General features: G+C 70.3%; 21 protein-coding genes and 1 riboswitch. Of the genes, 7 read left to right on the top strand and 14 right to left on the bottom strand.

From position 1 onward, the window contains the following. Positions 1 to 22: 22 nt before the first annotated feature. Complete coding sequence (locus tag G448_RS16990) at positions 23 to 574, bottom strand: MauE/DoxX family redox-associated membrane protein (RefSeq protein WP_051268635.1); 552 nt, start codon at positions 572 to 574, stop codon at positions 23 to 25. Positions 575 to 1,740: 1,166 nt separating this feature from the next. On the opposite strand from G448_RS16990, the gene G448_RS0105105 reads away from it, so the two are divergent. After that, positions 1,741 to 2,007 carry a DUF7455 domain-containing protein gene (locus tag G448_RS0105105; protein ID WP_084436336.1) on the top strand — a complete coding sequence of 89 codons (267 nt, stop codon included), beginning with the start codon at positions 1,741 to 1,743 and terminating at the stop codon, positions 2,005 to 2,007. A 114-nt stretch (positions 2,008 to 2,121) separates the two neighbouring features. On the opposite strand, the gene G448_RS15155 is transcribed toward G448_RS0105105, so the two are convergent. The 5 genes from G448_RS15155 to G448_RS0105130 all read right to left on the bottom strand — a co-directional run bounded on the left by G448_RS15155 (position 2,122) and on the right by G448_RS0105130 (position 7,028). Beyond that, a complete protein-coding gene (locus G448_RS15155) occupies positions 2,122 to 2,859 on the bottom strand; it encodes a TenA family protein (RefSeq protein ID WP_245572186.1) in 738 nt (245 codons plus the stop codon). A gap of 16 nt (positions 2,860 to 2,875) precedes the next feature. Beyond that, positions 2,876 to 3,730 carry a bifunctional hydroxymethylpyrimidine kinase/phosphomethylpyrimidine kinase gene (gene thiD / locus G448_RS0105115; RefSeq protein WP_034494399.1) on the bottom strand — a complete coding sequence of 285 codons (855 nt, stop codon included), beginning with the start codon at positions 3,728 to 3,730 and terminating at the stop codon, positions 2,876 to 2,878. Then, entirely contained in the window at positions 3,727 to 4,389 is a 663-nt protein-coding gene (thiE, locus tag G448_RS0105120; protein ID WP_026407124.1) for a thiamine phosphate synthase, read from the bottom strand. The genes thiD and thiE overlap by 4 nt, the downstream gene beginning before the upstream one ends. Beyond that, positions 4,386 to 5,249 carry a hydroxyethylthiazole kinase gene (gene thiM / locus G448_RS0105125; RefSeq protein ID WP_026407125.1) on the bottom strand — a complete coding sequence of 288 codons (864 nt, stop codon included), beginning with the start codon at positions 5,247 to 5,249 and terminating at the stop codon, positions 4,386 to 4,388. The genes thiE and thiM overlap by 4 nt, the downstream gene beginning before the upstream one ends. Beyond that, a riboswitch (TPP riboswitch) is annotated at positions 5,239 to 5,328 on the bottom strand. It overlaps the preceding gene by 11 nt. Positions 5,329 to 5,390: 62 nt before the next feature. Then, positions 5,391 to 7,028 carry an RNA polymerase sigma factor gene (locus tag G448_RS0105130; protein ID WP_026407126.1) on the bottom strand — a complete coding sequence of 546 codons (1,638 nt, stop codon included), beginning with the start codon at positions 7,026 to 7,028 and terminating at the stop codon, positions 5,391 to 5,393. 186 nt (positions 7,029 to 7,214) lie between these two features. Here G448_RS0105130 and G448_RS0105135 point away from each other — a divergent pair, with 186 nt between their 5' ends. Both G448_RS0105135 and pknB read left to right on the top strand, forming a co-directional pair. Further along, positions 7,215 to 8,372: a polyprenyl synthetase family protein gene (locus tag G448_RS0105135; RefSeq protein WP_026407127.1), complete on the top strand. Its 1,158-nt coding sequence runs from the start codon at positions 7,215 to 7,217 to the stop codon at positions 8,370 to 8,372. A 74-nt stretch (positions 8,373 to 8,446) separates the two neighbouring features. Then, a complete protein-coding gene (gene pknB / locus G448_RS0105140; RefSeq protein WP_026407128.1) occupies positions 8,447 to 10,507 on the top strand; it encodes a Stk1 family PASTA domain-containing Ser/Thr kinase in 2,061 nt (686 codons plus the stop codon). A 47-nt stretch (positions 10,508 to 10,554) separates the two neighbouring features. Here the strand turns inward: pknB and G448_RS0105145 are convergent, their stop codons facing one another. The 3 genes from G448_RS0105145 to G448_RS0105155 form a co-directional block, all read right to left on the bottom strand. Then, positions 10,555 to 11,910: a class II 3-deoxy-7-phosphoheptulonate synthase gene (locus G448_RS0105145; protein WP_026407129.1), complete on the bottom strand. Its 1,356-nt coding sequence runs from the start codon at positions 11,908 to 11,910 to the stop codon at positions 10,555 to 10,557. Between the two features lie 231 nt (positions 11,911 to 12,141). Then, on the bottom strand, positions 12,142 to 13,371 hold the full coding sequence (locus G448_RS0105150; protein ID WP_026407130.1) for a pyrophosphate--fructose-6-phosphate 1-phosphotransferase: 1,230 nt from the start codon (positions 13,369 to 13,371) through the stop codon (positions 12,142 to 12,144). Between the two features lie 40 nt (positions 13,372 to 13,411). Continuing rightward, positions 13,412 to 13,729 carry a hypothetical protein gene (locus G448_RS0105155; RefSeq protein WP_026407131.1) on the bottom strand — a complete coding sequence of 106 codons (318 nt, stop codon included), beginning with the start codon at positions 13,727 to 13,729 and terminating at the stop codon, positions 13,412 to 13,414. 694 nt (positions 13,730 to 14,423) lie between these two features. Here G448_RS0105155 and G448_RS18010 point away from each other — a divergent pair. Beyond that, entirely contained in the window at positions 14,424 to 15,062 is a 639-nt protein-coding gene (locus tag G448_RS18010) for a hypothetical protein (protein WP_156910922.1), read from the top strand. Between the two features lie 86 nt (positions 15,063 to 15,148). Here the strand turns inward: G448_RS18010 and G448_RS0105165 are convergent, their stop codons facing one another. After that, positions 15,149 to 15,886 carry a CPBP family intramembrane glutamic endopeptidase gene (locus tag G448_RS0105165; RefSeq protein WP_051268636.1) on the bottom strand — a complete coding sequence of 246 codons (738 nt, stop codon included), beginning with the start codon at positions 15,884 to 15,886 and terminating at the stop codon, positions 15,149 to 15,151. A gap of 135 nt (positions 15,887 to 16,021) precedes the next feature. Here G448_RS0105165 and G448_RS15160 point away from each other — a divergent pair, with 135 nt between their 5' ends. After that, on the top strand, positions 16,022 to 16,834 hold the full coding sequence (locus tag G448_RS15160) for a PaaX-like protein C-terminal domain protein (protein ID WP_051268637.1): 813 nt from the start codon (positions 16,022 to 16,024) through the stop codon (positions 16,832 to 16,834). On the opposite strand, the gene G448_RS15165 is transcribed toward G448_RS15160, so the two are convergent. The 3 genes from G448_RS15165 to G448_RS0105185 form a co-directional block, all read right to left on the bottom strand. Beyond that, positions 16,790 to 17,128 carry a hypothetical protein gene (locus G448_RS15165; protein ID WP_051268638.1) on the bottom strand — a complete coding sequence of 113 codons (339 nt, stop codon included), beginning with the start codon at positions 17,126 to 17,128 and terminating at the stop codon, positions 16,790 to 16,792. The two genes, G448_RS15160 and G448_RS15165, sit on opposite strands and share 45 nt — an antisense overlap. A 143-nt stretch (positions 17,129 to 17,271) precedes the next feature. Continuing rightward, a complete protein-coding gene (locus G448_RS18015) occupies positions 17,272 to 17,427 on the bottom strand; it encodes a hypothetical protein (protein WP_156910923.1) in 156 nt (51 codons plus the stop codon). A gap of 503 nt (positions 17,428 to 17,930) precedes the next feature. Further along, positions 17,931 to 18,803: a lysophospholipid acyltransferase family protein gene (locus G448_RS0105185; RefSeq protein WP_026407133.1), complete on the bottom strand. Its 873-nt coding sequence runs from the start codon at positions 18,801 to 18,803 to the stop codon at positions 17,931 to 17,933. 227 nt (positions 18,804 to 19,030) lie between these two features. Between G448_RS0105185 and G448_RS0105190 the strand changes: the two genes are divergently transcribed. Further along, the gene (locus G448_RS0105190) at positions 19,031 to 20,701 is read left to right on the top strand and encodes a DEDD exonuclease domain-containing protein (protein WP_026407134.1); all 1,671 of its coding nucleotides are present in this window, start codon (positions 19,031 to 19,033) and stop codon (positions 20,699 to 20,701) included. A gap of 31 nt (positions 20,702 to 20,732) precedes the next feature. Here G448_RS0105190 and G448_RS0105195 read toward each other — a convergent pair whose 3' ends face one another. Beyond that, positions 20,733 to 21,176 (bottom strand): DNA-binding transcriptional response regulator, encoded by a 444-nt coding sequence (locus tag G448_RS0105195; RefSeq protein WP_026407135.1) that lies wholly within the window; start codon positions 21,174 to 21,176, stop codon positions 20,733 to 20,735. Between the two features lie 171 nt (positions 21,177 to 21,347). Here G448_RS0105195 and G448_RS0105200 point away from each other — a divergent pair, with 171 nt between their 5' ends. Continuing rightward, positions 21,348 to 21,971 (top strand): superoxide dismutase, encoded by a 624-nt coding sequence (locus tag G448_RS0105200; protein WP_026407136.1) that lies wholly within the window; start codon positions 21,348 to 21,350, stop codon positions 21,969 to 21,971. Positions 21,972 to 22,103: the final 132 nt, after the last annotated feature.

A 22,103-nucleotide genomic window follows, 5' to 3' on the forward strand; every position in this document is an offset into this window, starting at 1 on the left:
GGCGACTCGGAGACCCGGCGGCTCAACGTCCGGTCGCCGTCGGGGCGGCGCCACGGCGGCGGTGGGCGCGGCGCTGGGAGAGCCGCTGGGCCACCAGCAGCGCGGCGCACACGGCCAACCCCAGCAGGCCGAAGCCCCAGCCGGGTTCGGCCAGCACCAGGCGCCGCCCGGACCCGAGGAGCGCATCGGCCAGCAGAACCAGGCATAGCACCACGTTCCGCGCGATCACGGGCGGTCCGACCCGTGCGCGCAGAATGCTGCCGTAGCAGCCGCAGTCCGTCGTAATACCGCGGGACAGGACGCTGCCGGCCGCCCCGGCGAGGAGCGCCAGCAGCACCCCGGCCACGACCTCCGAGGCCGGTAAGAGGAGCCCGAGCACGAGGCAAGCCGCCAGCAGCATCTCCACGACGGGGAGCGCGAAGGCGATCGCCTCGGCGACGGGGCGCCTGACGATCCGGTATCCGAGCACGTCAGAGACTCCCGCGCCGTAGTCCTGGAGGAACTTGCCGTAGGCACTGACCGTCAGCAGCACCCCGGTGAGGATGCGCACGACGGCGAGCGCTGTCTCAATCACGACGTCCCGCCTCCCATCGTCTCAAACGCATGCCAGTGTCGAGTTCTCGCAGTGGTTCCACAGGCAGTAACTGCACCAAACCAGTCCGCATACAGGAGCGGCGGCACCAGCCCAAATGCATGCGCCACAGCATTCGAAGAAGCCCTTGTCAACCTTCGTGCACACCCACTGAGGACGAGTGAGCACAGGACAAGGAAACTCATCGCCATCCGCCCAGCCATTGGGGTCGGACCCCGCAGGTGCCATTGTCAATGAATCCGCAGATCGCCCAACCTCTTGCAACTCGATATAGCCACCATCCGCGCTGTCCGCCCAACGCATCACGCGCGAATCCACCACCTCTCCCCCGTCAGTGGAAAGTAACTGCAGAATCAAGGCATAACGACCATCATTCGCACCAACACCGACTCTCCGAACAACGCTGCCGTCATCGAGCGCACCCTGCGCAACTAAGAAAGATGTCGGAGTCAGACCACTGAGCGCTGACACCTCATCGCTCGTCAAAGCCGACGATACATCAATGAGTCGTTCTGACGGGATGTCCTGCTCCCACCACTCACCCGAACCTGTTGAGCGCTGCAAGGCTCGAGCCTCCGGAAACACAGTCACCAATGCCCCGAACATCGCAGCGCCGAGCCCGGCCTTCAACAATTACGTCGCTTCACCATCGAACACCTCTCAGGGAATTGAATGCGGACACTCCACTCGGGCCCGCATTCGCCTCGTTCACCTCTACGCGAACATGTCATTTATTATGATACTACCAAGTCGACCCATACGTCAATGAGTCGATCAACAATCGACGTCAATAAACGCACCCTGTGAGGGAAGTGGGAATTCGTATGGAATTAGGTGCATGATTCCATGGAAGAAGTTCGACGTTGCAGAAAAAGAGAAGAGAAGATGAGGATCTGCGAGGCGTCTCGAGCGGACCAGCCGCCGACCCTCCTGAGCTCGACCGCCTCTCCCATGTCAGGAGGCCACGGATCCGGCACCCGACCGCCTCGCGGGCGCCCCACCCAGGTGCTCGCCGCCGTCCCCGCTGCGCGCCGGCGCGCGGCGCCGCCTCATCCCGTCGTTCGCCGTGGGCGCAGACCCTGCGCCCCGGGCGGAAACCGGGGCGTCGAAGTGCGACGTCCGCCCCTCGGCGTGATCTCATTGGATCCATGAACACGACAAGCACCCCCGTCACCGCCCCGGTGACTGCGCCGACCCCCACGGCCTCCCCCGCGAGGGGCTCGTCCGCCGCTGAGCGCGAGCTCACCACCGCCGACCGCTGCGACGCCTGCGGCGCCCAGGCCTTCGTGCGCGTCGTCCTCGCCTCGGGCGAGCTGCTCTTCTGCGGCCACCACGGCCACCGCAACATGACCGCCCTGGAGCGTCAGGCCCTGTTCATCCAGGACGAGACCTCGCGTCTGATCGCGACGGACTGACCGGGGGACGAGCTCCCCCGGGACGGGGCGCCCGCCCACGAGAGGGGCGGGCGCCCCGTCGCGTCCATCGAGGCCGGCCCCATATCCATCTCCATACCCATCGCGGGCCCCCGCCTAGACGGGCGAGCGCTCCATGCGCCAGGCGGCGTCCCAGAACATCCACTCATGACGGCAGGCCGTCGCGAACGACGCGTGCATGCGCTCGCGCTCGCCATCGCCGGCCGCCCGCGCCAGCCGGTCGGCGATGGAGCGCACCCGGTCGGTCGACCGCTCGAAGCCGGGATCGGCGTACGTGGCGATCCAGTCGCCGTACGGGTGGGCGCCCAGGTCGCCGGCCCGCGCGATCATCCCGGCGCCGACGTCCTGGTAGATCCAGAAGCAGGGCAGCACCGCGGCCACCGCCACGCCGTAGGACCCGAGAGCGCAGCGGGCGCGCAGGAAGTCGGTGTAGGCCCGGCACGTCGGCGAGGCGTCGGCACCCGCCGTCAGATCCACATGCGCCGCATGCAGGGCGCGCTCGACGACGACCGCCTCCCGGGCCGCGTCGCACCAGAAGACGAACTCGTCGGGCTCGTCGCTCAGCGCCGCCACGCCGGCCAGCGCGCGCCCGTACTCGGCCAGGTACAGCGCGTCCTGGGCCATGTAGTAGTCGAAGCGATCCCTGGTCAGGGACCCGTCTCCCAGGCCCCGCACCAGGGGCAGCGCGTCGATGGCGTCGCGCACCGGCGCGGCGCGCTCCCAGGCCTCGGCGCTGAAGGAGGCGGTCGCCGATCCCGGCCGAGCCGGAGGGGCGGCCGAGCCATGCGCGGCATGCGCGTCACGCATGCCAGCCGTGTCGGTCGTGCCGGTCATGTCCCTCTCAGCTCCCTCAGTCCTCGTCATTCTGCGCCCACAGTCGGTGGAAGTGGTGGACGGGACCGTGCCCGTGCCCGACGCCCAGGGCGTCGGCGTGCTCGATGGCACCGGTGAGGTAGACCTTGGCGTCGCGCACCGCCTCCAGCCAGGTCGCCCGGCGCGGCCGCAGCGAGGCGATCGCCGAGGACAGCGTGCAGCCCGTCCCATGAGTGTTCTTGGTCATCACGCGGCGCCCGCGCAGGAGGACGGTGGAGTCGGCATCGGCGTAGACGTCCACGGACTCCGGAGCATCCGCGGTGCCGGCCGTGCCAGCGGCGAAGTGGCCGCCCTTGACCAGCACCCGTTGAGCGCCCTGTTCCACCAGTCGCCGCGCCTGAGCGCGCAGCGCACCCGTATCCCCCGCGGCCTCCTCCCCCAGCAGGACGGCCGCCTCGTGGAGGTTGGGAGTGATGAGATCGGCCACGCCGCACAGCCGGCGTACGGCGCCGACCGCCTCCTCATCCAGGAGACGATCGCCGGAGGTGGCGACCATGACCGGGTCGAGGACCGTGCGGGAGAGCCCGGGCAGGTACTCCCCCACGGCGTCGGCCAGCTCGGCGGTGGCGAGCATGCCGATCTTGGTGGCATCGGGGACGATGTCGTCCAGCAGCGTGTCCAGTTGCAGGCGGACGAAGTCGACGGGCACGGCGCGCACGCCCGTCACGCCGCGCGTCGACTGCGCGGTCAGGGCCGTGATGACGCTCATCCCGTAGGCGCCGAGCGCGCTCATGGCCTTCAGATCGGCCTGGACGCCGGCGCCTCCGCTGGGATCGGAGCCGGCGATGGTCAGGGCGGTGACGGTCCTCGATCGAGCCTCCGAGCGGGTCATCCCCGACCTCCCCCGTCCCAGGCGGCCCGTAGGCCGACGGCGGCCGCCCGCGGATCCTCGGCCGTGCAGATGGCCGAGACGACGGCGGCTCCGTCCAGGCCACCCGCGCGCAGGGCCGGCAGGTCGGCGGCGGTGATGCCGCCGATGGCCACGGAGGGCAGGTCGGTCAACGCGGCCATGCGAGCCACGCCGTCGGCACCGAGACCCCTCGGGGCATCAGTCTTGGTGGCGGTGTCGTGCACGACGCCGATGCCGACGTAGTCGCAGGCCCCCTCCGCCCGGGCGGCGCGCAGCTCGTCGGGGGTCGCAGCCGACAGCCCGATGCAGGCGTCGTCCCCGATGAGGGCGCGCACGACGCCGGCGGGAAGATCGGACTGGCCGACGTGGACGCCGGCCACCGGAGCGCCGAGGTCGCGCGCGGCCAGGAAGACGTCGACGCGGTCGTTGACGATGACGGGGACTCGATCGCCCACCGCTCCGGCCACGGCTCGGACCTGGGCCAGGAAGGGGCCGCCGTCGGTGTCCTTGGCGCGCAGCTGGACGCAGGTGACTCCGCCGTCGACGGCGGCCTCGACGGTCTGGAGGACGCTGCGCCCGCGCAAGCGGCACTGGCCCTCGTCGGTGACGAGGTAGACGGACAGGTTCGGCACGGCCCTCATGCCGGCTCCTGACCAACGGTGTCGGCGGCGCTGATGGTGATGGACCCCAGGTCGTCCGTCTCCAGGTCGTACAGGGCGTCGAGGAAGGCGGGCTGGAAGGAGCCAGGGCCCGCCGACCGGGCTTCGGCGCGCTTGGCCGCGGCGCTGTAGACCGCGTGGCAGGCGACCGTGCGGGCGCGGGTCGTATCGGCCCCGGCGCACTCGCCACGGCTTCCCCCGACGTCGCGCGCCCGTCCCGCGGCGATGAAGGCGGCGATGAGGGCTCCCAGGGCGCAGCCGCCGCCGGTGACGCGGGTGAGCATCGGCGAGCCGCCGACGATGCGGGTCACGTGCGCCCCGTCCACGATCGCGTCGACCGGTCCGGAGACCGCCACGACGCATCCGAAGCGCTCGGAGACCGAGTGGGCGGCATCCATGGCGGCCTCGACGTCGGCGGCGGTCTCGGGCCCGCGCCCGCCGCCCGCGCCGAGCAGCGCCATGATCTCCGAGGCGTTCCCGCGCACGACCGCGGGCCCCATGGCGATCAGCTCGCGGGCCAGGGCCGTGCGGTGGGCGAGCGAGCCGATGGCGACCGGGTCCAGCACCCAGGGGGTGCCCGCCTCCCCGGCCGCCGTCGCGGCCTCCAGGGCGGCGGCGCGCTGCTCGGGCTGAGGCGTGCCGAGGTTGATCAGCAGCCCGGAGGCCGCGGCGGCGAAGGGCCCGGCCTCACCGGTGATGTCGACCATGGCGGGGGCCGCTCCGACGGCGAGCAGGACGTTGGCGGTGATATTGGCGGCCACCGAGTTGGTAATGCAGGAGACAAGGGGGCCCGTCTCGCGGACGGTCTGGAGGATGGAGTGGGCGCGAACGCGCTGCGTCATGCGACATCCCTTCGTCAGCATTATCTGAACAGGTTCAACGGGTGTGTTCTCAGCCTCGTGGGCACCCCGTGTCGATGACCGACCGTAGCACGACGGCGGCCCCGGGGCACCAGGGACCCGGGGCCGCCACCCGAGCGATCGTCAGTCCAGGTAGTCGCGCAGCACCTGGCTGCGCGAGGGGTGGCGCAGCTTGGACATGGTCTTGGACTCTATCTGCCGGATGCGCTCACGGGTGACCCCGTAGACCTTGCCGATCTCGTCCAGCGTCTTGGGCTGTCCGTCGGTCAGGCCGAAGCGCATGGAGACCACGCCCGCCTCGCGCTCCGAGAGCGTGTCGAGCACGGCGTGCAGCTGCTCCTGCAGGAGTGTGAAGCTGACGGCGTCCGCCGGGACGACGGCCTCGGAGTCCTCGATGAGATCGCCGAACTCGGAGTCGCCGTCCTCGCCCAGCGGCGTGTGCAGGCTGATGGGCTCCCGGCCGTACTTCTGGACCTCGACGACCTTCTCCGGGGTCATGTCCAGCTCGACCGCCAGCTCCTCGGGCGTGGGCTCGCGGCCCAGGTCCTGGAGCATCTGGCGCTGCACGCGCGCGAGCTTGTTGATGACCTCGACCATGTGGACGGGGATGCGGATGGTGCGCGCCTGGTCGGCCATGGCGCGGGTGATCGCCTGGCGGATCCACCAGGTGGCGTAGGTGGAGAACTTGTATCCCTTGGTGTAGTCGAACTTCTCCACCGCGCGGATCAGGCCCAGGTTGCCCTCCTGGATGAGATCGAGGAAGAGCATGCCGCGCCCGGTGTAGCGCTTGGCCAGTGACACCACCAGGCGCAGGTTGGCCTCGAGCAGATGGTTCTTGGCGCGCTGGCCGTCCTGAGCGATCCGGTGCAGCTCGCGGCGGTACTTCGCCTCCAGATCGTTGCCCTGCGTTCCCAGCAGGTGCTCGGCGTACAGGCCGGCCTCGATGCGCTTGGCGAGCTCGACCTCCTGGGCGGCGTTGAGCAGCGCCACCTTGCCGATCTGCTTGAGGTAGTCCTTGACCGGGTCCGCGGTGGCCCCGGCGGTGACGACCTTCTGGGCCGGCTCGTCGGCCTCGTCGGAGTCGGAGACCGTGAAGGAGCCGTCCTTGTCCCTCTCGGAGCGAGACTTCCTCCCGGACTTCTTGCCCGCCGCCTTCTCCGCCTGCTCGCGCCGGATGCGATCGAGCTCACCGGTCAGGGCGGCGATGGACGGGCTCATCTTGATGCCCTTGATGATCCAGCCGCGGAAGATGAAGCCGTTGCTCGTCAGGAACTCGCGGGCGACGACGGGGCGCTCCTCCTCGGGGATCACGAAGCGGGGCACGGGGCCGTGGCCGTAGGGGGCCAGGGTGATCGGGTCCTCGAGCGTGCCGTTGCCCGAGAGCTCAAGGCCCTCGACGGTGGTGCGGCTGCGCACGTACAGGGTCGCGCCGGGGGCGAGCTTGACCCCCTTGAGAGCGGCGGCGGTGTTGAAGGGGTTGCGCTTGGTGCCGTCGCCGTTCTCCTCCAGGCTCACGTCGAGATAGTAGTCCCGCAGCTCGGGAGCGGGGTCGTCGTCCTCCTGCGCGACGGCGTCGTCCTCGCCCTCCTCCTCGGCGCCCGAGCCGTCGTAGTCGTCATCCTCGGAATCCTCGACGTCCTCGGAATCGTCATCGGCGTCATCATCAAGATCGTCGAGATCGAGGTCCTCGTCGTCCTCGGGGATCTCATCGACGTCATCAGCGCGCTGGGTGCGCTTCCGCGTGAGTGTGGAAGAAGGCACGGAGTTCCTTTCGCGTGGGCGGACCGATCGGGGTGAGGCGGGTGCCGGTCGGCGGGGGGCTCGATGGCGCACTCACGGCCGACGCAGCAGGAACCTCTCAACTATAGCGTTTATTCCCACCTCTTCGCTCCGGGGTCGGGACCCGCGCGCCGCTGAACCGACCTCCGCCCCGTTACGCTGATCCGCATGACCGTTCTTCCCCCCGCACTACGGGCAGTGCGCACCGTGGTCGGCACCAGGCTCGCCCACGTACTGGGCGTCCACCGGGCCCGGTGGGCCGACGCGTCCCCGGCCTCCGACGACCTGCTCGACGCCGCCGAGGCCCTGGTGTCCTCGGGCAAGCGGATGCGGGCGGTCCTCGGCGCCGTCGGCCTGGCGCTGGGCACGCCGGGCGCGGGGGCTCCGGAGCGGGACGGGCTCATGACGGGCGTCACCGCCGCACGTCTCGGGGCGGCGCTCGAGCTCTATCAGGCCAGCGCCCTGGTTCACGACGACGTCATCGACGCGGCCCTCACCCGCAGAGGCCTCCCCGCGGCGCATCGGCGATACGCCGCCCAGCACGCCGCCTCCAGCTGGCGCGGCGACGCGACGACCTACGGCGGCAGCGCCGCGATACTCCTGGGGGACCTGCTCATGTCGCTGGCCGGCGCCGAGATGGGCGCCGCCGTCGAGTCGCTCGCCGGCGGGGCGCGAGCGGCCCCCGCCCGGGACGCCTTCGACGCCATGACCGCGGAGGTCGCCGTCGGGCAGTTCCTCGACGTGCGCAGCGAGGTGACCCCCCTGCCCGCCCCCGACGACGATCCACACGTCGCGGGTCGGGCCATGCTCGACTCGGCACTGGCCGTCGTACGGCGCAAGTCCGCGCGCTACTCGGTCATGCACCCCCTGCTCATCGGCGCGCTCCTGGGGGGCGCGACCACCGACTCGCCCCTGTACGCCGCGCTCCGGACCTTCGGGGAGGAGGTGGGCATCGCCTTCCAGCTGCGCGACGACGTCCTCGGCGTCTACGGGGATCCCGACCAGACCGGCAAGCCGGCCGGTGACGACCTGCGCGAGGGCAAGCGAACCGTCCTGCTGGCCATGGCGTGGCGGCGGACCGACCGGAGCGGCCGGGTCCTGCTGTCCCGGGTCCTGGCCAACCGGGACGCGTCATCCGGCATGATCGCGGCCGCCTCCGACCTCATCCGCGACTGCGGCGCCCTGGCCGCTCACGAGGAGGAGATCGCCGCCCGCGCCCGGACCGGTCTGCGCGCCCTGGACGACGCTCCCCCCGGAGCGCTCGACGAGGTCGGCCGCGCCGATCTCTCGGCCCTGGCACGGGCTCTGACGGCGCGCGACGCCTGAGCGCCGCTCCGCGGACCGGACGGGCCCGCCGGGTCCTGACCCGCCTCGCCCCGTCGGAGCCTTAGAATCGATCCGTGGTCAAGGATCCTCTCACCGGTCGCCTGGTCGACTCCCGCTACGAGATCGTCGACCGTGTGGCGCGTGGCGGAATGGCGACCGTCTACCGGGCGCATGATCGCCGGCTCGACCGCGTCGTCGGGCTCAAGCTCATGCACGCCCACTTGGCCGACTCCCCCGATTTCGTGGCCCGTTTCCGGCGCGAGGCACGGGCCGCGGCGCGCCTGTCGAACCCGGGTGTGGTCGCCGTCTACGACCAGGGCAGCCTCGACGGCGTCGCCTACCTGATCATGGAGTACGTCGAGGGCCCGAACCTGCGCGACCTCATGGCCGCCGGTCCCCTGTCGGTGCGCGAGGCCCTGGGCCTGACCGCCCAGATCCTGCGCCCGCTGGGCGCCGCGCACCGTGCGGGCCTGGTCCACCGCGACGTCAAGCCCGAGAACGTCCTGCTGCCCGCGGACGGCTCGGTCGCCAAGGTCGCCGATTTCGGGCTGGCCCGCGCGGTCACCGAGGCGACGCAGACCACCACCGGCAACGTCCTGGGAACCGTCGCCTACCTCGCCCCCGAGCTCATCACCTCGGGATCCACCAGCCCGCGCGCCGACGTGTTCTCCGTGGGCGTCATCGTCTACGAACTGCTCACCGGCGAGCAGCCGTTCGCCGCCGACGCCCCCGTCCAGATCGCCTTCCGCAACGTCCACGAGGACATCCCCCCGCCCTCGGCCATGGTCCCGGACCTGCCCGCCGAGGTGGATGAGCTCGTGTCCACCATGACACGGCGCGATCCGGAGCTGCGCCTCCAGAACGCCGACGAGGCGCTGGCCCTGCTGCGCGCGGCCGCCGCGACCCTGACCGAGGAGCAGTTGCTGGTCAAGCGCGGCGGCGGAGCCGGGTCGGTGCGCACGCAAGAGGTCCTCGCCGCCAACGCCGAGGCCGCCCGCACCGCCATGGGGGCCCAGTCCCCCGAGGAGCCCGCGGACCGGAAGGATGCGGGCCAGGAGGAACAGGATGCGGCGCCGGGGGCCGGACTGCGCACGGTCTCCCTCCCGATCGGCTCGATCGGGCCGGACGCCGAGGGCACCGGTGAGGGAGGCACCCGGCGCCTGGCGCGCGAGGAGCTGTCGAAGGCCGACGACCAGAGCACGATCGCGGTGCCGCGCAGGGACTCGCGTCGCATCCGGCGCCGCGTTCTCCTCGGGGGAGCCGCGACCCTGCTGCTCGGCGGCGCCGCCGTCGGAGGCTGGTACGCCTGGTACGTCCTCAAGGGGCCCGGCCGCTCCATCCCCGTTCCCGAGATCGTCGGTCGGACCGCCGAGGAGGCTCAGGAGGCGGTGGAGGGCGCGGGGCTGACCTGGGCACCACCCGATCGCGACTTCTCCGACACGGTTCCCGTGGGCTCGGTGATCTCCTCCAGTCCGAGCCCGGGCGACGGCGCGCGCATCAACCAGGCGGTCAAGGCCGTCATCTCCCGCGGCGTGGAGCAGAAGAGGGTTCCCGATGTCGTGGGCAAGACCCAGGACGAGGCCACCGGGGCCCTCGCCGATGCCGGTCTGAGCGTGGGCGCGATCACCCAGGAGTACTCCAGCACCGTGGCCTCCGGCCAGGTCGTCTCCTCAGACCCCAAGGCGGGGACGAATGTCGATCACTCCTCGGCAGTGGCGCTCGTCGTCTCCAGGGGGCGTCAGGCCGCGACGGTGCCCGACGTGACCGGTATGACCGTGGACCAGGCCAGAACGACCCTGGAGGCCGCCGGCCTCAGGCTCGGCGCCCAGACGCAGGCGTTCTCCGACTCGGCGGCCTCCGGCCTGGTCATCTCCTCCAGCCCGGCAGCCGGCGCCACCAGCGCCTATCAGGGGGACTCGGTCGCCGTCACGGTCTCGAAGGGGCCGGAGATGATCACGGTTCCCGACGTGAGCGGGAAGTCCCAGGCCGAGGCCAGAAGGACCCTGGAGGACCTGGGGCTCACGGTGGAGGTCAATAAGCGCCTCGGCGCCCCCTTCGACACCGTTCGGTCCTCGGACCCGGGCGCCGGCACCAGCGTCAAGGCGGGATCCAGCGTCAAGATCAATATCTTCTGAGTCCCCCGAATCCCCCGATGGATCCTCTTCCTCCGGGTCCCGCGGACTCAGCCGCACAGCATCTCGGCGACTTCGAAGGCCATCTCCAGGGACTGCTGATGGTTCAGGCGCGGATCGACGAGCGTCTCGTAGCGCTCGGCCAGGGTATCCTCGTTGATGCGCTCCCCCCCGCCGAGGACCTCGGTGACGTCGTCTCCGGTGAGTTCGACGTGAATGCCCCCGGGCACCGTGCCGAGCGCACGATGGACCTCGAAGAAGCCGCGGACCTCGTCCATGACGGTGTCGAAGCGACGGGTCTTGTACCCGTTGTCGGAGGTGATGGTGTTGCCGTGCATCGGATCGGCGACCCAGGTGACCGGGCGGCCGTCGTCCATGACGGCCTCGACGAGAGCCGGCAGGACCTCACGGACACGGCCGGCGCCCATGCGAGTGATGATCGTCAGGCGCCCGGCGTCACCGCGGGGATTGAGATGGTCGATGAGCGCGACGAGCTCGGCGGGCGTCGTCGTCGGCCCCACCTTGACCCCCACCGGGTTGTGAACGCTCTCCAGAAGGGCGACGTGGGCGTCCTCGACGCCGCGCGTGCGCTCCCCCGCCCACAGGAAGTGGGCGGAGGTGTCGTACAGGCGCCCCGAGCGCGAGTCCTCGCGGATCATGGCGTCCTCGTACTCCAGGAGCAGGGCCTCATGAGCGGCGTAGAAATCGACTTGGCGCAGGGCGTCGAAATCGACCCCGGCGGCCTCCATGAAACGCATGGCGCGGTCGATCTCCTCGGCGAAGGACTCGAAGCGCTTGTAGGCGGGATTCGCGGTGAACCCGCGGTTCCAGGAGTGCACCTCGCGCAGGTCCGCGTAGCCGCCCATGGTGAAGGAGCGGATGAGGTTGAGAGTGGTGCCGGCGCGCAGGTAGGCGTCGAGCATGCGATGAGGATCGGGGACGCGAGCGGCTCTGGTGAACGCGTGGTCGTTGACGGAGTCCCCGCGATAGGCGGGCAGGGTGACGCCGTTGCGCGTCTCGACCTCGGCGCTGCGGGGCTTGGCGTACTGGCCGGCCATTCGCCCGATCTTGACCACGGGGGTGGAGGCGCCGTAGGTCAGCACCGCCGCCATCTGGAGGATCGTCTGGAGCTTGAGCCGGATGTTATCGGCCGTATTGTCCGCGAAGGACTCGGCGCAGTCGCCCCCCATGAGCACGAAGGCGCGCCCCCGGGCGGCCGCGGCCATCTGGTCGCGCAGGGAGTCGACCTCGCCGGCGAAGACGAGCGGGGGTCGAGTGCGCAGATCTGCGCACACCGCCCTCAAAGCAGCCGTATCCGGGTAGGCCGGCTGCTGGGCGGCCAGGCGCGAGCGCCAACCGGCGACTGCCCGGGGGACGGTCAGGTCGTTCATCACGCCCGTCAGCATAGGCCAGCCGGGAGTATCGCCCGGGATCGGCGCCGCATCACGGGACGAGGCTCGAGGACGTGAGTCCCTCCCCCGGACAGGATCCCGCCCCGAACCGACTCACTCCCGGGGGCGGGGGAACCGTGCTCGAGGACCGCCCGCTCACGAGCCCGCGGTGATGGCGACGTGCGGAGCGTCGCCATCACCGCGGGCGAGCACGCGGCCTCTCGATGGGCCGGTTCGGGCGCGGCCTCAGTGCTCGGGCGCGGCCTCGGCGGGCTCGACGCCCTGGCCGAGCTCGTCCATGAGCGCGGTGAACCAGTCCTGGGTGATGTCGAAGGGCTTGCCGCCGGCGATGCGCGGGAAGGCGATCGCCGCGAGCACATCGTCGTTCTCCTCGTCCTGGCCGATGACGCCGGACTGGCCGCGCAGGGCGCACTCGACGGCGAAGTCGCACATCCTCTTGATGAGGGCCAGGTCCTCGGCGTTGGCGTGAGCGGCCCGCGAGTAGTAGCCCGACTTCTGGACCATGACCTTCTCGGCCCCGATGAGCTCGGCGAACTGCTTGGCGAACCACTGGCCGGGGTTGATGGTGTCGAGCTTGACGTGGCCGAAGGGGTCGCGCTGGACCTCCTGACCGGCGGCCTCCATCTCGGCGATGATCTCGGGGACGCCCGCGCCCTCGGACAGGAAGATGTTGACGTTGCCCTGCTCGTCCATGATGGCCCTGAGACGCTCGGCCTCGGCCGCCAGATCCAGCTTCATCTCCGGCAGGAAGACGGCGTGGACGTCCCAGCGCCTCTCGGTCAGGCCCAGGGACGGGGCCCACTGCTTGGTCTGGAGCAGGTCGTGGTAGCGGCGAGCCGTCTCGGCGGTGAGGTAGCCGCAGTTACGACCCATGCACTCGTGGACGATGAGCATGCGCGGGTTGGAGCGGTGCTCGCCGATGACGTTGAAGGCGAAGCCGGCGCCCTGCTCGGCCGCCGTCCAGGCGCCCAGCGACTGGCGGATCGGGATGATGTCGTTGTCGATGGTCTTGGGCAGGCCGACGACGGTGAGCTCGTAGTCGTTCTCGTGGAGGTAGGCGGCCAGGTCCGCGGCGGTGGTGTTGGTGTCGTCGCCGCCGATGGTGTGCAGGACATCGACGCCGTCCTTGCGCAGCTGCTCGGCGGCGAACTCCAGGGGGTTGACGCCCTCGGCCACCAGGCCGCGCTCGACGAGGTTCTTGGCGTTGGTGAGCTTGACGCGCGAGTTCCCGATCGGGGACCCGCCGAAGTCGCGCAGGATGCCGGCGTTCTCGCGGCCCTCCTCATCGATGACGACGTAGTTGCCGGTGAGCAGGCCGTGGTAGCCGTACTGGTAGGCGATGATCTCGACCTCGGGGGCGACCTCGGTGTAGCGCTCGATGAGGTCGCCGACGGCGGCGGACAGGCAGGGGGCGAAACCGCCCGCGGTGAGCAGGGCGACACGACGGATCGACATCGTTGGCCTTTCGTTGACTGCGAGGAGTGACAGGGTCATCCTAGCGGGACGACGCCGCCCCTCCGCCAGGGCCCTCGGACCCGGGGCGGGGCTCGAGGTCGACGAGCAGGCGCTCCTCGACGCGCCGCATGGTCAGGTCCGGCGCCACGCGCAGCAGGACGTCGACGTGCTTCCAGACGGGAGCGTCGTGGAGCCAGGAGCGGGCGAGCGCGGAGCGGGCCAGGCCGAGCCACCGGTCACTCTCGGTGGGCTCCGCATCGGCGGAATCGGCCGAGAGATCAACTGCATCGATACATGCCGCTGCGAGGCGCGGCGCAGTTGGCTGTGCCGAGAACCCTATCGGTTTGACCCAACTCAATCAGCGCATCCGCCACGTTAACCAGAAGTCGCACGCGCTCTTCAGGCCTCTCGATACGTTTGCAGGGGGTCGGCGAAGCCGGTTTAGGTGGTTGGTTGGTTTATTGGCTTGATGGCTCGTTTTGAGCGTCTTGCCAGGGATCTGGTGGCGGCGGCGATGGACGCTTCGGGGGCCGCGGAAGAGGCGGATGAGGCTGATGGCCAGGTTGCAGCGCGGCCATGACCCACGGGCCGTTGCCGGTGCGCAGCTGCTGGCGATCCCTGGTCGAAGACCACGTCGCGTACCCGGTGGAGCCGGTTCTCCATCGTCCAATGCCCCTGGACCCAGGCAGCGACCCGCTCGGACTGGGCCTGGGTCATAGGCAGGGAGCGGACCCGGGTGGACCACCTCCACCGACCTGCCCTTGCCGTTGCCGCCCTTGCGCTTCGTGGTGGTTCGGGTGCGGCGGACCCGGATCATCTGAGCAGCCCCGGGGAAGTCGATCCAGGCCGGAGCGTCTGCGGCCTCGAGGGTGCATCGCGACCTCCGCCCGTGACCGGCCTCAACGCTCGAGACGGCCGGGACGTCCCTCCAGGTCAGGTCCCTCAAGACGCGGTGCAGGGTCTTCTGGCTCGCCTTGACCGTCAGAAGGTAGTGGCCGCCTCGGCCGACGATCCACTGAGCGATCTGAAGCTGAGTGCGCATCGCGTCAGCGGTGACCACCTCTTTTTGCGTCGCATCGAGCGCCCTCCGGCGGACGCGGATCGGGGTGCGACGCGGTGATAATCTTCACCCCCTCGGGAAGGGGCTGCGGCAGCAGCGAGAGTATCGACTTGGCATCCGCCCCGTCTGGATTCTCGAAGCAGGAGTCCTCATCGATTCCATCGATGAGGAGGACCGGGGGTTGGGGAGCACTATCGGAACAGCACACTGTTGCCGCTCGACGCAGCAGTTTGCGGAACTCGGTGCGCTGCGCCCGCTCATGCACGCGCTCGATGTACTCGTCTTTAATAATTTTCGTGAACTGCGCACCCCCATGACGAAGACGAAATTCCCCCTTGTCGTTCCCATCGCCACCGATGCGGCGGATGAAGAAGGACGCCATGTGAACGCCGTCGGGCGGATTCAGTGCGACGTGCTACATAACGGCCGTCTTGCCACTGACCATGTCCTCCTCCATGGCGTACCGGGCATCGTCCGACCTGAACACGAACGATTTAAGACCGGTCATCTCCACTTCTCGTTCTTCCAGATGATTCGGAGCGAGCTTGCGAAGCACGTCGATGTGCTAATCGCCGATGAACGCGTCGGAATCCTCGGGAATCATGAGCGCCCCTCGGGCTGCGGCGCGTGAGTCGGGAACTCCCTCGCCCTATTGCAGCGCGTGCCCGCCCCGCAGCCAAGCCACGAGCGCCCCGCCGTCGTCCGCTGGAACGTCCCTCACCCCGCGAGGGCGACGCCGTAGAGGATGCCCCGCATGAGGGCCGGATCGCCCAGGAAGTGGACCATGGCGTGCGCGATGAGCGGCGGGGTCAGGCTCCTCCTGCCGTACATGTGGAGGGCCGAGAGCAGCCCGAACAGGACGAAGCTGGAGATCATGTACGAGGGCCAGACGTGGTGGCCGACGACACCGTGGTAGACGCCCATGACGACCCCGGTGGTCACGATCTGGACGAGATGGCCCGTGCCGCAGCGCTCGAGCCGGTCCAGGATGAGGCCGCGGACCGCGATCTCCTCCCCGAAGGCGAGGATCACGCCGACACCCATCATAATGGGGCGCTGCCACGGCCAGGCGAGGGGGTCCCCGCCGCGCGCATAGCTCAGCCCCGCCCACGCCAGACCGTAGACGACGGCGACGGCCACCGCTGCCCCGCGAGTGGGGCGCTTCCATCCGAGTTCGCGCAGACCCTCGCCGTGCAGGCGCTGGCGCCACCACACGAAGCCGATGACGACGAGCACACCCGCCAGGAAGATGACGTCGATGATGAGGGCCGCGTTCAGGCTCGTGCCCCACGAGTCGTAGACCCACTGGGCTCCCGTGAAGAAGCAGGCCCCGCCGAGCACGGCCCAGAGCACCGCGACGGCGAGCCCCACCTCGCTCCAGGCCTCGGCCCGGCTCAGGGGCGGGCGGAATTCGCCGGGGGCGGGGAGACGGCCGGGCTTCTTCCACTGCGTCATCAGTGCTCGCTTTCTTCACGTTTCGTGATCCAGAAGAGACTCAACGGTAGTGCGGCGCCGCGCCCCGTGTCCACCGGAGCCGCAGCGCCCCCGCGCCCCCTCCTCATCCTGGCGCGACGGGCGCAGGATGAGGGCATGGCACACGCTTCCCGCCCCTCCGCCGTCGGCCGTTACACCCTCGCCTTCCTGTACGGGCTGTGCGGGGTCGAGGAGCTGCCCGGCTCCTACCTGGTCGAGGTCTTCGGCGCGCTGAACATGAGCGCCTCGGGCGCGCGCTCCTACCTCGCCCGCGCCGTGGCCGACGGCCGACTCGTCTCCCAGCGTCGCGGCAGGCAGACCGTCTACGCCCTGAACGGCACGTTCCTGAGGCGGTACCGAACCATCGAGCACAGATTCATCAGTCGGCCCGACTGGGAGGGGCGCTTCCACATCGTCATCTACGACATCCCCGAGACCCGGCGCCCCGAGCGCGACGCCCTGCGCACGGCCGCGTTCGCCGACGGCTGGGCCTCGCCCCGCCCCGGCGTCCTGCTGGGCATGCGCCCGCCGGGCGGCTGGGCCGAGTGCGTCGGATGCTCCACGGGACGCCTCGACATCGACCTCGGCACCGCGCGGGACCTCGCCGCGCGCGCCTGGCCGCTGGACGAGGCGGCGCAGCAGATCCACCGCCTGGCCGAGCACCTGGAGGACGTCAAGGATCGCTGGCGCGACCTGGACGCCTCGGACGACTCGCGCCCCGCCCTCCTGGCCCGGGTGGCGACCGCTCACGACATGCTCAGCAGCGCCACCTACGTGTGGGGCACGCTGCCCGCCCTGCCCGCCCAGATCCTCCCCGCGGACTATCCGCACGACCTCTTGGCCCGGATCAGCGCCGAGCTCGCCGGCCCCCTCATGGAGTCGGGATCACGAGCCTCGGCCCGGCTGCTGGCCGAGCACCAGATCCCCTGAGGAGACGGCGCGGGCCGCGGCATCATCACTCGCGCGCTGGCCGAGTGCCGTCAGCAGCCACAGGGCGGCCACGACGACCTGACCGAGGACCCAGGCGGTGTACTCGGTGCCGACGTGCTCGTCCCTGTTGAAGGGCAGCAGGATCCGCTGAAGCTCGGCACGACGGTCATGGCGCAGCGCATTGGGGGAAGAAGGCCCCATGGTCACCACGTAAGAGAGCATGAAGCCCGCCAGCACGGCGGTGCAGACAACGGCGACGGCGTAGAGAAGCTCTGGGGAGTCATCACGATTCACCGTTATCGCGCCGGAATCGTCGAACGCCGGCAGAGCCGCCCCGCCACGAGAGCCCTGCGCGCGGTCGTACGCGATTCGGGTTGAGAAGAGCCACTGAGAACACATCGACGATGGAATCGTGTCCGCTGCTCCGAGATCCTCGATTACGAGAAGAAAGACCCCTCGCCCGAGTCCCTCGCGCAACTGATCTCACGCGTCTGCGAATCGGACACTGCTTGTTTCGTGCTGTCGAGGGTGATGCGCCCCAGCGTCTTGAAGCGCTTGATCAGGGCGTTGGCCCGCTCCGCGGGGACTCGCATGGAGGCGATCAGCTGGTTGCGCCGCCTGGTGTCGGAGTCGGGGCAGGGATTCTTGACCGGGTCCTCGGGGCCTTGATGCCGATGTCGATGTCGGTGCGGCCCTTGTCCGCCAACGTGGGCAGCCCCGGCACGGCCGCCCTGTACGGCTGGGGCAGGACATGGGCGCGCGGCGGTGATGGTGCGAGCCGCGACCCGGTCGGTGCGGATCAGGGCGCCGTCCAGGCGCAACAGGACGCGATGCGCCTGACAAGACTCGTTCATACACGACTTGCACCAAGTCCGTTGTTCTCCGCGTCCGGCGGGCACCGGACGCCCCTCAGGCCGCCCGTGCTCTGCGATCCAGAGCAACTGGGCGAGGCACTCGGACAGTTACGGGAGCTCGAGAGGACGCGCTGAGATACCGGACGTCTGCTTGTCGCGATATGAATAAGGCCGCCTCTGGAATTTACTCACCATTCTGTTTCGACCACTCAAGTATCGGGCGCCCATACCTTCATCAAGCACTAACTTCCAGCAGCGGACTCGCCCTCGTCGTCGAGATTCTTCTTGTCCTTGCCGCTCTTGTCCTCGGGCGGCTCGGGCACGGGGACCTCGGGGGCGGGGCGGCCGCCGGGCGCGGCCACGGGCGCCGCCGCCGGACGACGCAGCGCCTGGGCCTCGAGCATCTCCCTGACGACCTCGTCGGCGGACTTCTTCTCGGCATCCATGGCCCTCTTGACGTCGGCCGCGTAGAGGTCGACGTACTCCTGACCGGACAGGGACATGAGGGAGTACATGATCTCGTCGGTGATGGAGCGCAGCACGAAGCGATCGTTCCCCAGACCCTTGTACCGCGAGAAGTCGAGGGGCTCCCCGACGACGATGCCGACCCGGTGGCGGGTGGAGGGGATGGCCCGGCCGATGGGCTGAGCCAGATCCGAGCCGATCATGGCCACCGGGATGACCGGGGCGCCCGTGGCCAGGGCGATGCGCGCCACCCCGGTCTTGCCGCGATAAAGGCGGCCGTCGGGGCTGCGGGTCCCCTCGGGGTAGATGCCGAAGAGCTCCCCCGATTTCAGACGGGCCACTCCCGCCTGCAGGGCGGCCTGCGAGGCCTGTCCGCCGGAGCGGTCCACGGGAATGGTGCCGACCGCGGTCATGAAGTTCTTGACCACCCATCCCTTGGCCCCCCTGCCGGTGAAGTAGTCGGACTTGCCGATGAAGGCGACCTCACGATCCACCAGCAGGGGCAGGAAGAAGGAGTCGATGACGGCGAGATGGTTGGAGGCGAGGATCGCCGCTCCTTCAGTCGGGATGTTCTCCTCCCCCCGGATCCACGGCTGGTAGAGCATCTCCAGCGCGGGCCCAACAGCGGTCTTGATGCCTCGGTACCCCACGGGACCTCCTGTGCTCGGCAACTGGCTGGGCTCTCCGCCGGATCCGCGCGCGCCCGCGCGGGAAGGTGCGGGAGCGGTTGGAACGGCGCCTTCGTGAAGTCTAGCCTCGCATTGTGGCCGACCATGCACCCGCCAGTCCTCCGGGCGGAGAATCCGATGATCCTCTCACCCCGTCCCCGGCCGCCCCGCCCCGTCAGGGCCTCTCGGACTCCGCTCGCCCCACCGGGCTGCAGGCCTCCTTCGAGGACATGGGCACCCCTCTGCGGGAGACGACGTTCGTCGTGATCGACCTGGAGACCACCGGGGGCGCACCGGGCGCCCACGCGATCACCGAGATCGGCGCGGTTCGCGTCCGCGGCGGCGTCGTGGAGAAGGAGTTCACCACCCTGGTCGACCCCGGTGCCGCCATACCCGCGCAGATCACGGTCCTGACCGGCATCACGAACGCGATGGTGGTCGGCGCCCCGCCGGTGGGCGACGCCCTGTCCTCCTTCCTCCGCTGGGCGCGCCTGTCCGACCCGAGCACGGTCCTGGTGGCCCACAACGCCCGCTTCGACGTCGGCCACCTGCGCTCCGCGGCACGCGAGCTGACGCTGGCGTGGGAGGAGCCGCGGGTGCTGGACACCCTCGCCCTGGCGCGCAGGGCCTGGAGGCGTCCGGAGGTGCCCGACCACCGGCTGGGAACCCTGGCGTCCTTCGTGGGATCGGCCACGAGGCCGACGCACCGCGCCCTGGACGACGCGCGGGCCACCGTCGATGTCCTTCACGCGGCCCTGGAGGCCCTGGCCCCGCTGGGAGTCACCCACCTGGAGGACCTCGCCACCGCCACCGACCCGGTGCCCCCGCGTCGCCGCGCCAAGACCCCCATGGCCGACGGCCTGCCCACGGGCCCCGGCGTCTACCAGTTCCTCTCCCCCGCGGACCAGGTCCTCTACGTCGGCTCGGCGGTCAACCTGCGCCGCCGCGTGCGCTCCTACTTCACCGCCGCGGAGAGGCGGACGACGATCGCGCGCATGGTCGATACGACCGCTGGGGTCCGGGTCATCGAGACGGCCACCGAGATCGAGGCACGGGTGCGCGAGCTGCGGCTCATCGCCGAGCTCTCACCTCCGGCGAACCGCCGGTCCAAGGCGCCGCGCCGCATGCCCTGGATCCATCTGGTGAGCTCGCCCGGACCCCGCCTGGCGACCACGACGGTGCCGTCGATCGACGACGCGCTCTCCGTCATCGGCCCCTTCCCCTCGCGGTCGGCCGCGCAGGAGGCGATCCGCGCCGCGGAGTCGGTGCTGCGGCTGGGCGCCCGGGACGGGAGGGGTCCGACGTCGGTCACCCGTGCGGACTCCCCCGTCGACGGCCGTATCGCGATGCGCGCCCTGTCGGGAGATGCGGACCTGGTCGTCAGGCCCGTCCTGGAACGCGTGGAGGGGCTGGCGGCCCGGGAGCGCTATGAGGAGGCGGGGGCGTGGACCGCCCGGCTGCGGTCCTTCCTCCGGGGGGTGCACCGAGCGGAGCGGGCGCGCCCGCTGCTCGTCTGCCCGCACCTCATCGCCGCACGGCGACGCGAGAGCGGAGGCTGGGAGCTGGTCGCGGTGCGCTGGGGACGACTGGCCGGGAGCATGACGACACCGGCGGGAGCGGATCCGCGTCCCGCCGTCGAGACCCTGCGGGCCACGGCGCAGGTGGTCGAGCGGCCCGGGCGCATCGGGGCGGGAACGAGCGCGGAGGAGACGCTGCTGCTGGCGGACTGGGTGCTGGACGCCGGAGCACGGCTGGTGGAGGTGGGCGCCACCGACGGCAGCGGTGACGGCGCCGATGTCGCGGAGTCCGACGTCTGCGCCGCCCTGAGCTGGCCCATCGGCGCGGCGGCCCGGTACCGCCGAGTCATGGACTCGTCCTAGCGGGGCCGTCCCGATAAGGGCCCGGCACGGGTCAACCGGCGGGAACGACCGTGCCGGGGCGCGCCTGAAGGGCCCTGGTCACCCCCTCCTGGAGGGCCAACGGGTCGAGCGGGCGGGGCACGACGACCTCGGCCTTGGACCAGGCGGCGAGCCAGTCGTCCTGAGGGCGGGCTGTGAGCAGAACGACCGGCGGACGCCTGTCGAGCTCGATCAGCAGCTCGTGCGCCAGACCCATGCCGCCGAACTTCTTCGTCTCGGCATCCAGCACCAGGGCGTCGAAGGGCGCCTCGCCCTCCCGCGCCCGGTCCTCGAGCGCCAGGCGCACGCCCTCGGCGGTGGCGGCCTCCGTCCAGCTGACCAGGGGCAGGCCCTTGGCGGGGCGCCGCCCGACGCCCTCCCTCACCTGACGGCGGACCTCGGCGTCGTCGGAGAAGACGAGGAGTTCAAGGCGGGCGGTGGCGACCTGTTCGGCCATGCTGTCCTCCAAGACGGGACGGAACGGTTCTGCGGTCAGTGTAATCGCAAGCCCACGCCTGTTCGACCCAAAAATCAGTGACTACAATAAATTGGGTCCGCATCATCGAGATCCGTCTATAGGACTGTCTCCGCAGGCGGACCCGCGACCGACCCACGAAAGGCATTCACCATGGCCGTGTACACGCTTCCCGAGCTCCCCTACGACTACGCAGCCCTCGAGCCCCACATCTCCGGGCGGATCATGGAGCTCCACCACGATCGTCACCACGCCGCCTACGTCGCCGGCGCCAACACCGCCCTGGAGAGGCTCGCGGCCGCCCGCGACGCCGACGACTTCGCCGCCGTGAACCTGTGGGAGAAGAATCTCGCCTTCAACCTGGGTGGTCACATCAACCACTCGATCTTCTGGAAGAATCTCGCCCCGGGCGCCGGCGGCGAGCCCGAGGGCGAACTGGCCGAGGCCATCAAGGACTCCTTCGGCTCCTTCGAGGCCTTCAAGAAGCACTTCGCCGCCACGGCGCTGGGCATCCAGGGCTCCGGCTGGGCGGTGCTCGCCTACGACTCCGTGTCGGGCGGGCTCATCGTCTTCCAGCTCTTCGATCAGCAGGGCAACGTACCGGTCGGCACCATCCCCCTCTTCCAGGTCGACATGTGGGAGCACGCCTTCTACCTCGACTACCTCAACGTCAAGGCCGACTACGTCGCCGCGATCTGGAGCATCGTCAACTGGCAGGACGTGGGCGAGCGCCTGGCCGCGGCGACCTCGCGGACCCCGGGACTCATCGTCCGCTGACGCCGGACCTCGGCACGCCGTGCGAGCGGCCGGTCCGCCCGCCACCAGCATGATCGCCCCGCAACCGTGCGGTTGCGGGGCGATCGCCGTGCCGCGGGCCGATGACGGGAGGCAGCGGCCTCAGCCGTCTCC

The organism is Actinomyces gerencseriae DSM 6844, assembly GCF_000429265.1.
GTDB lineage: Bacteria > Actinomycetota > Actinomycetes > Actinomycetales > Actinomycetaceae > Actinomyces > Actinomyces gerencseriae.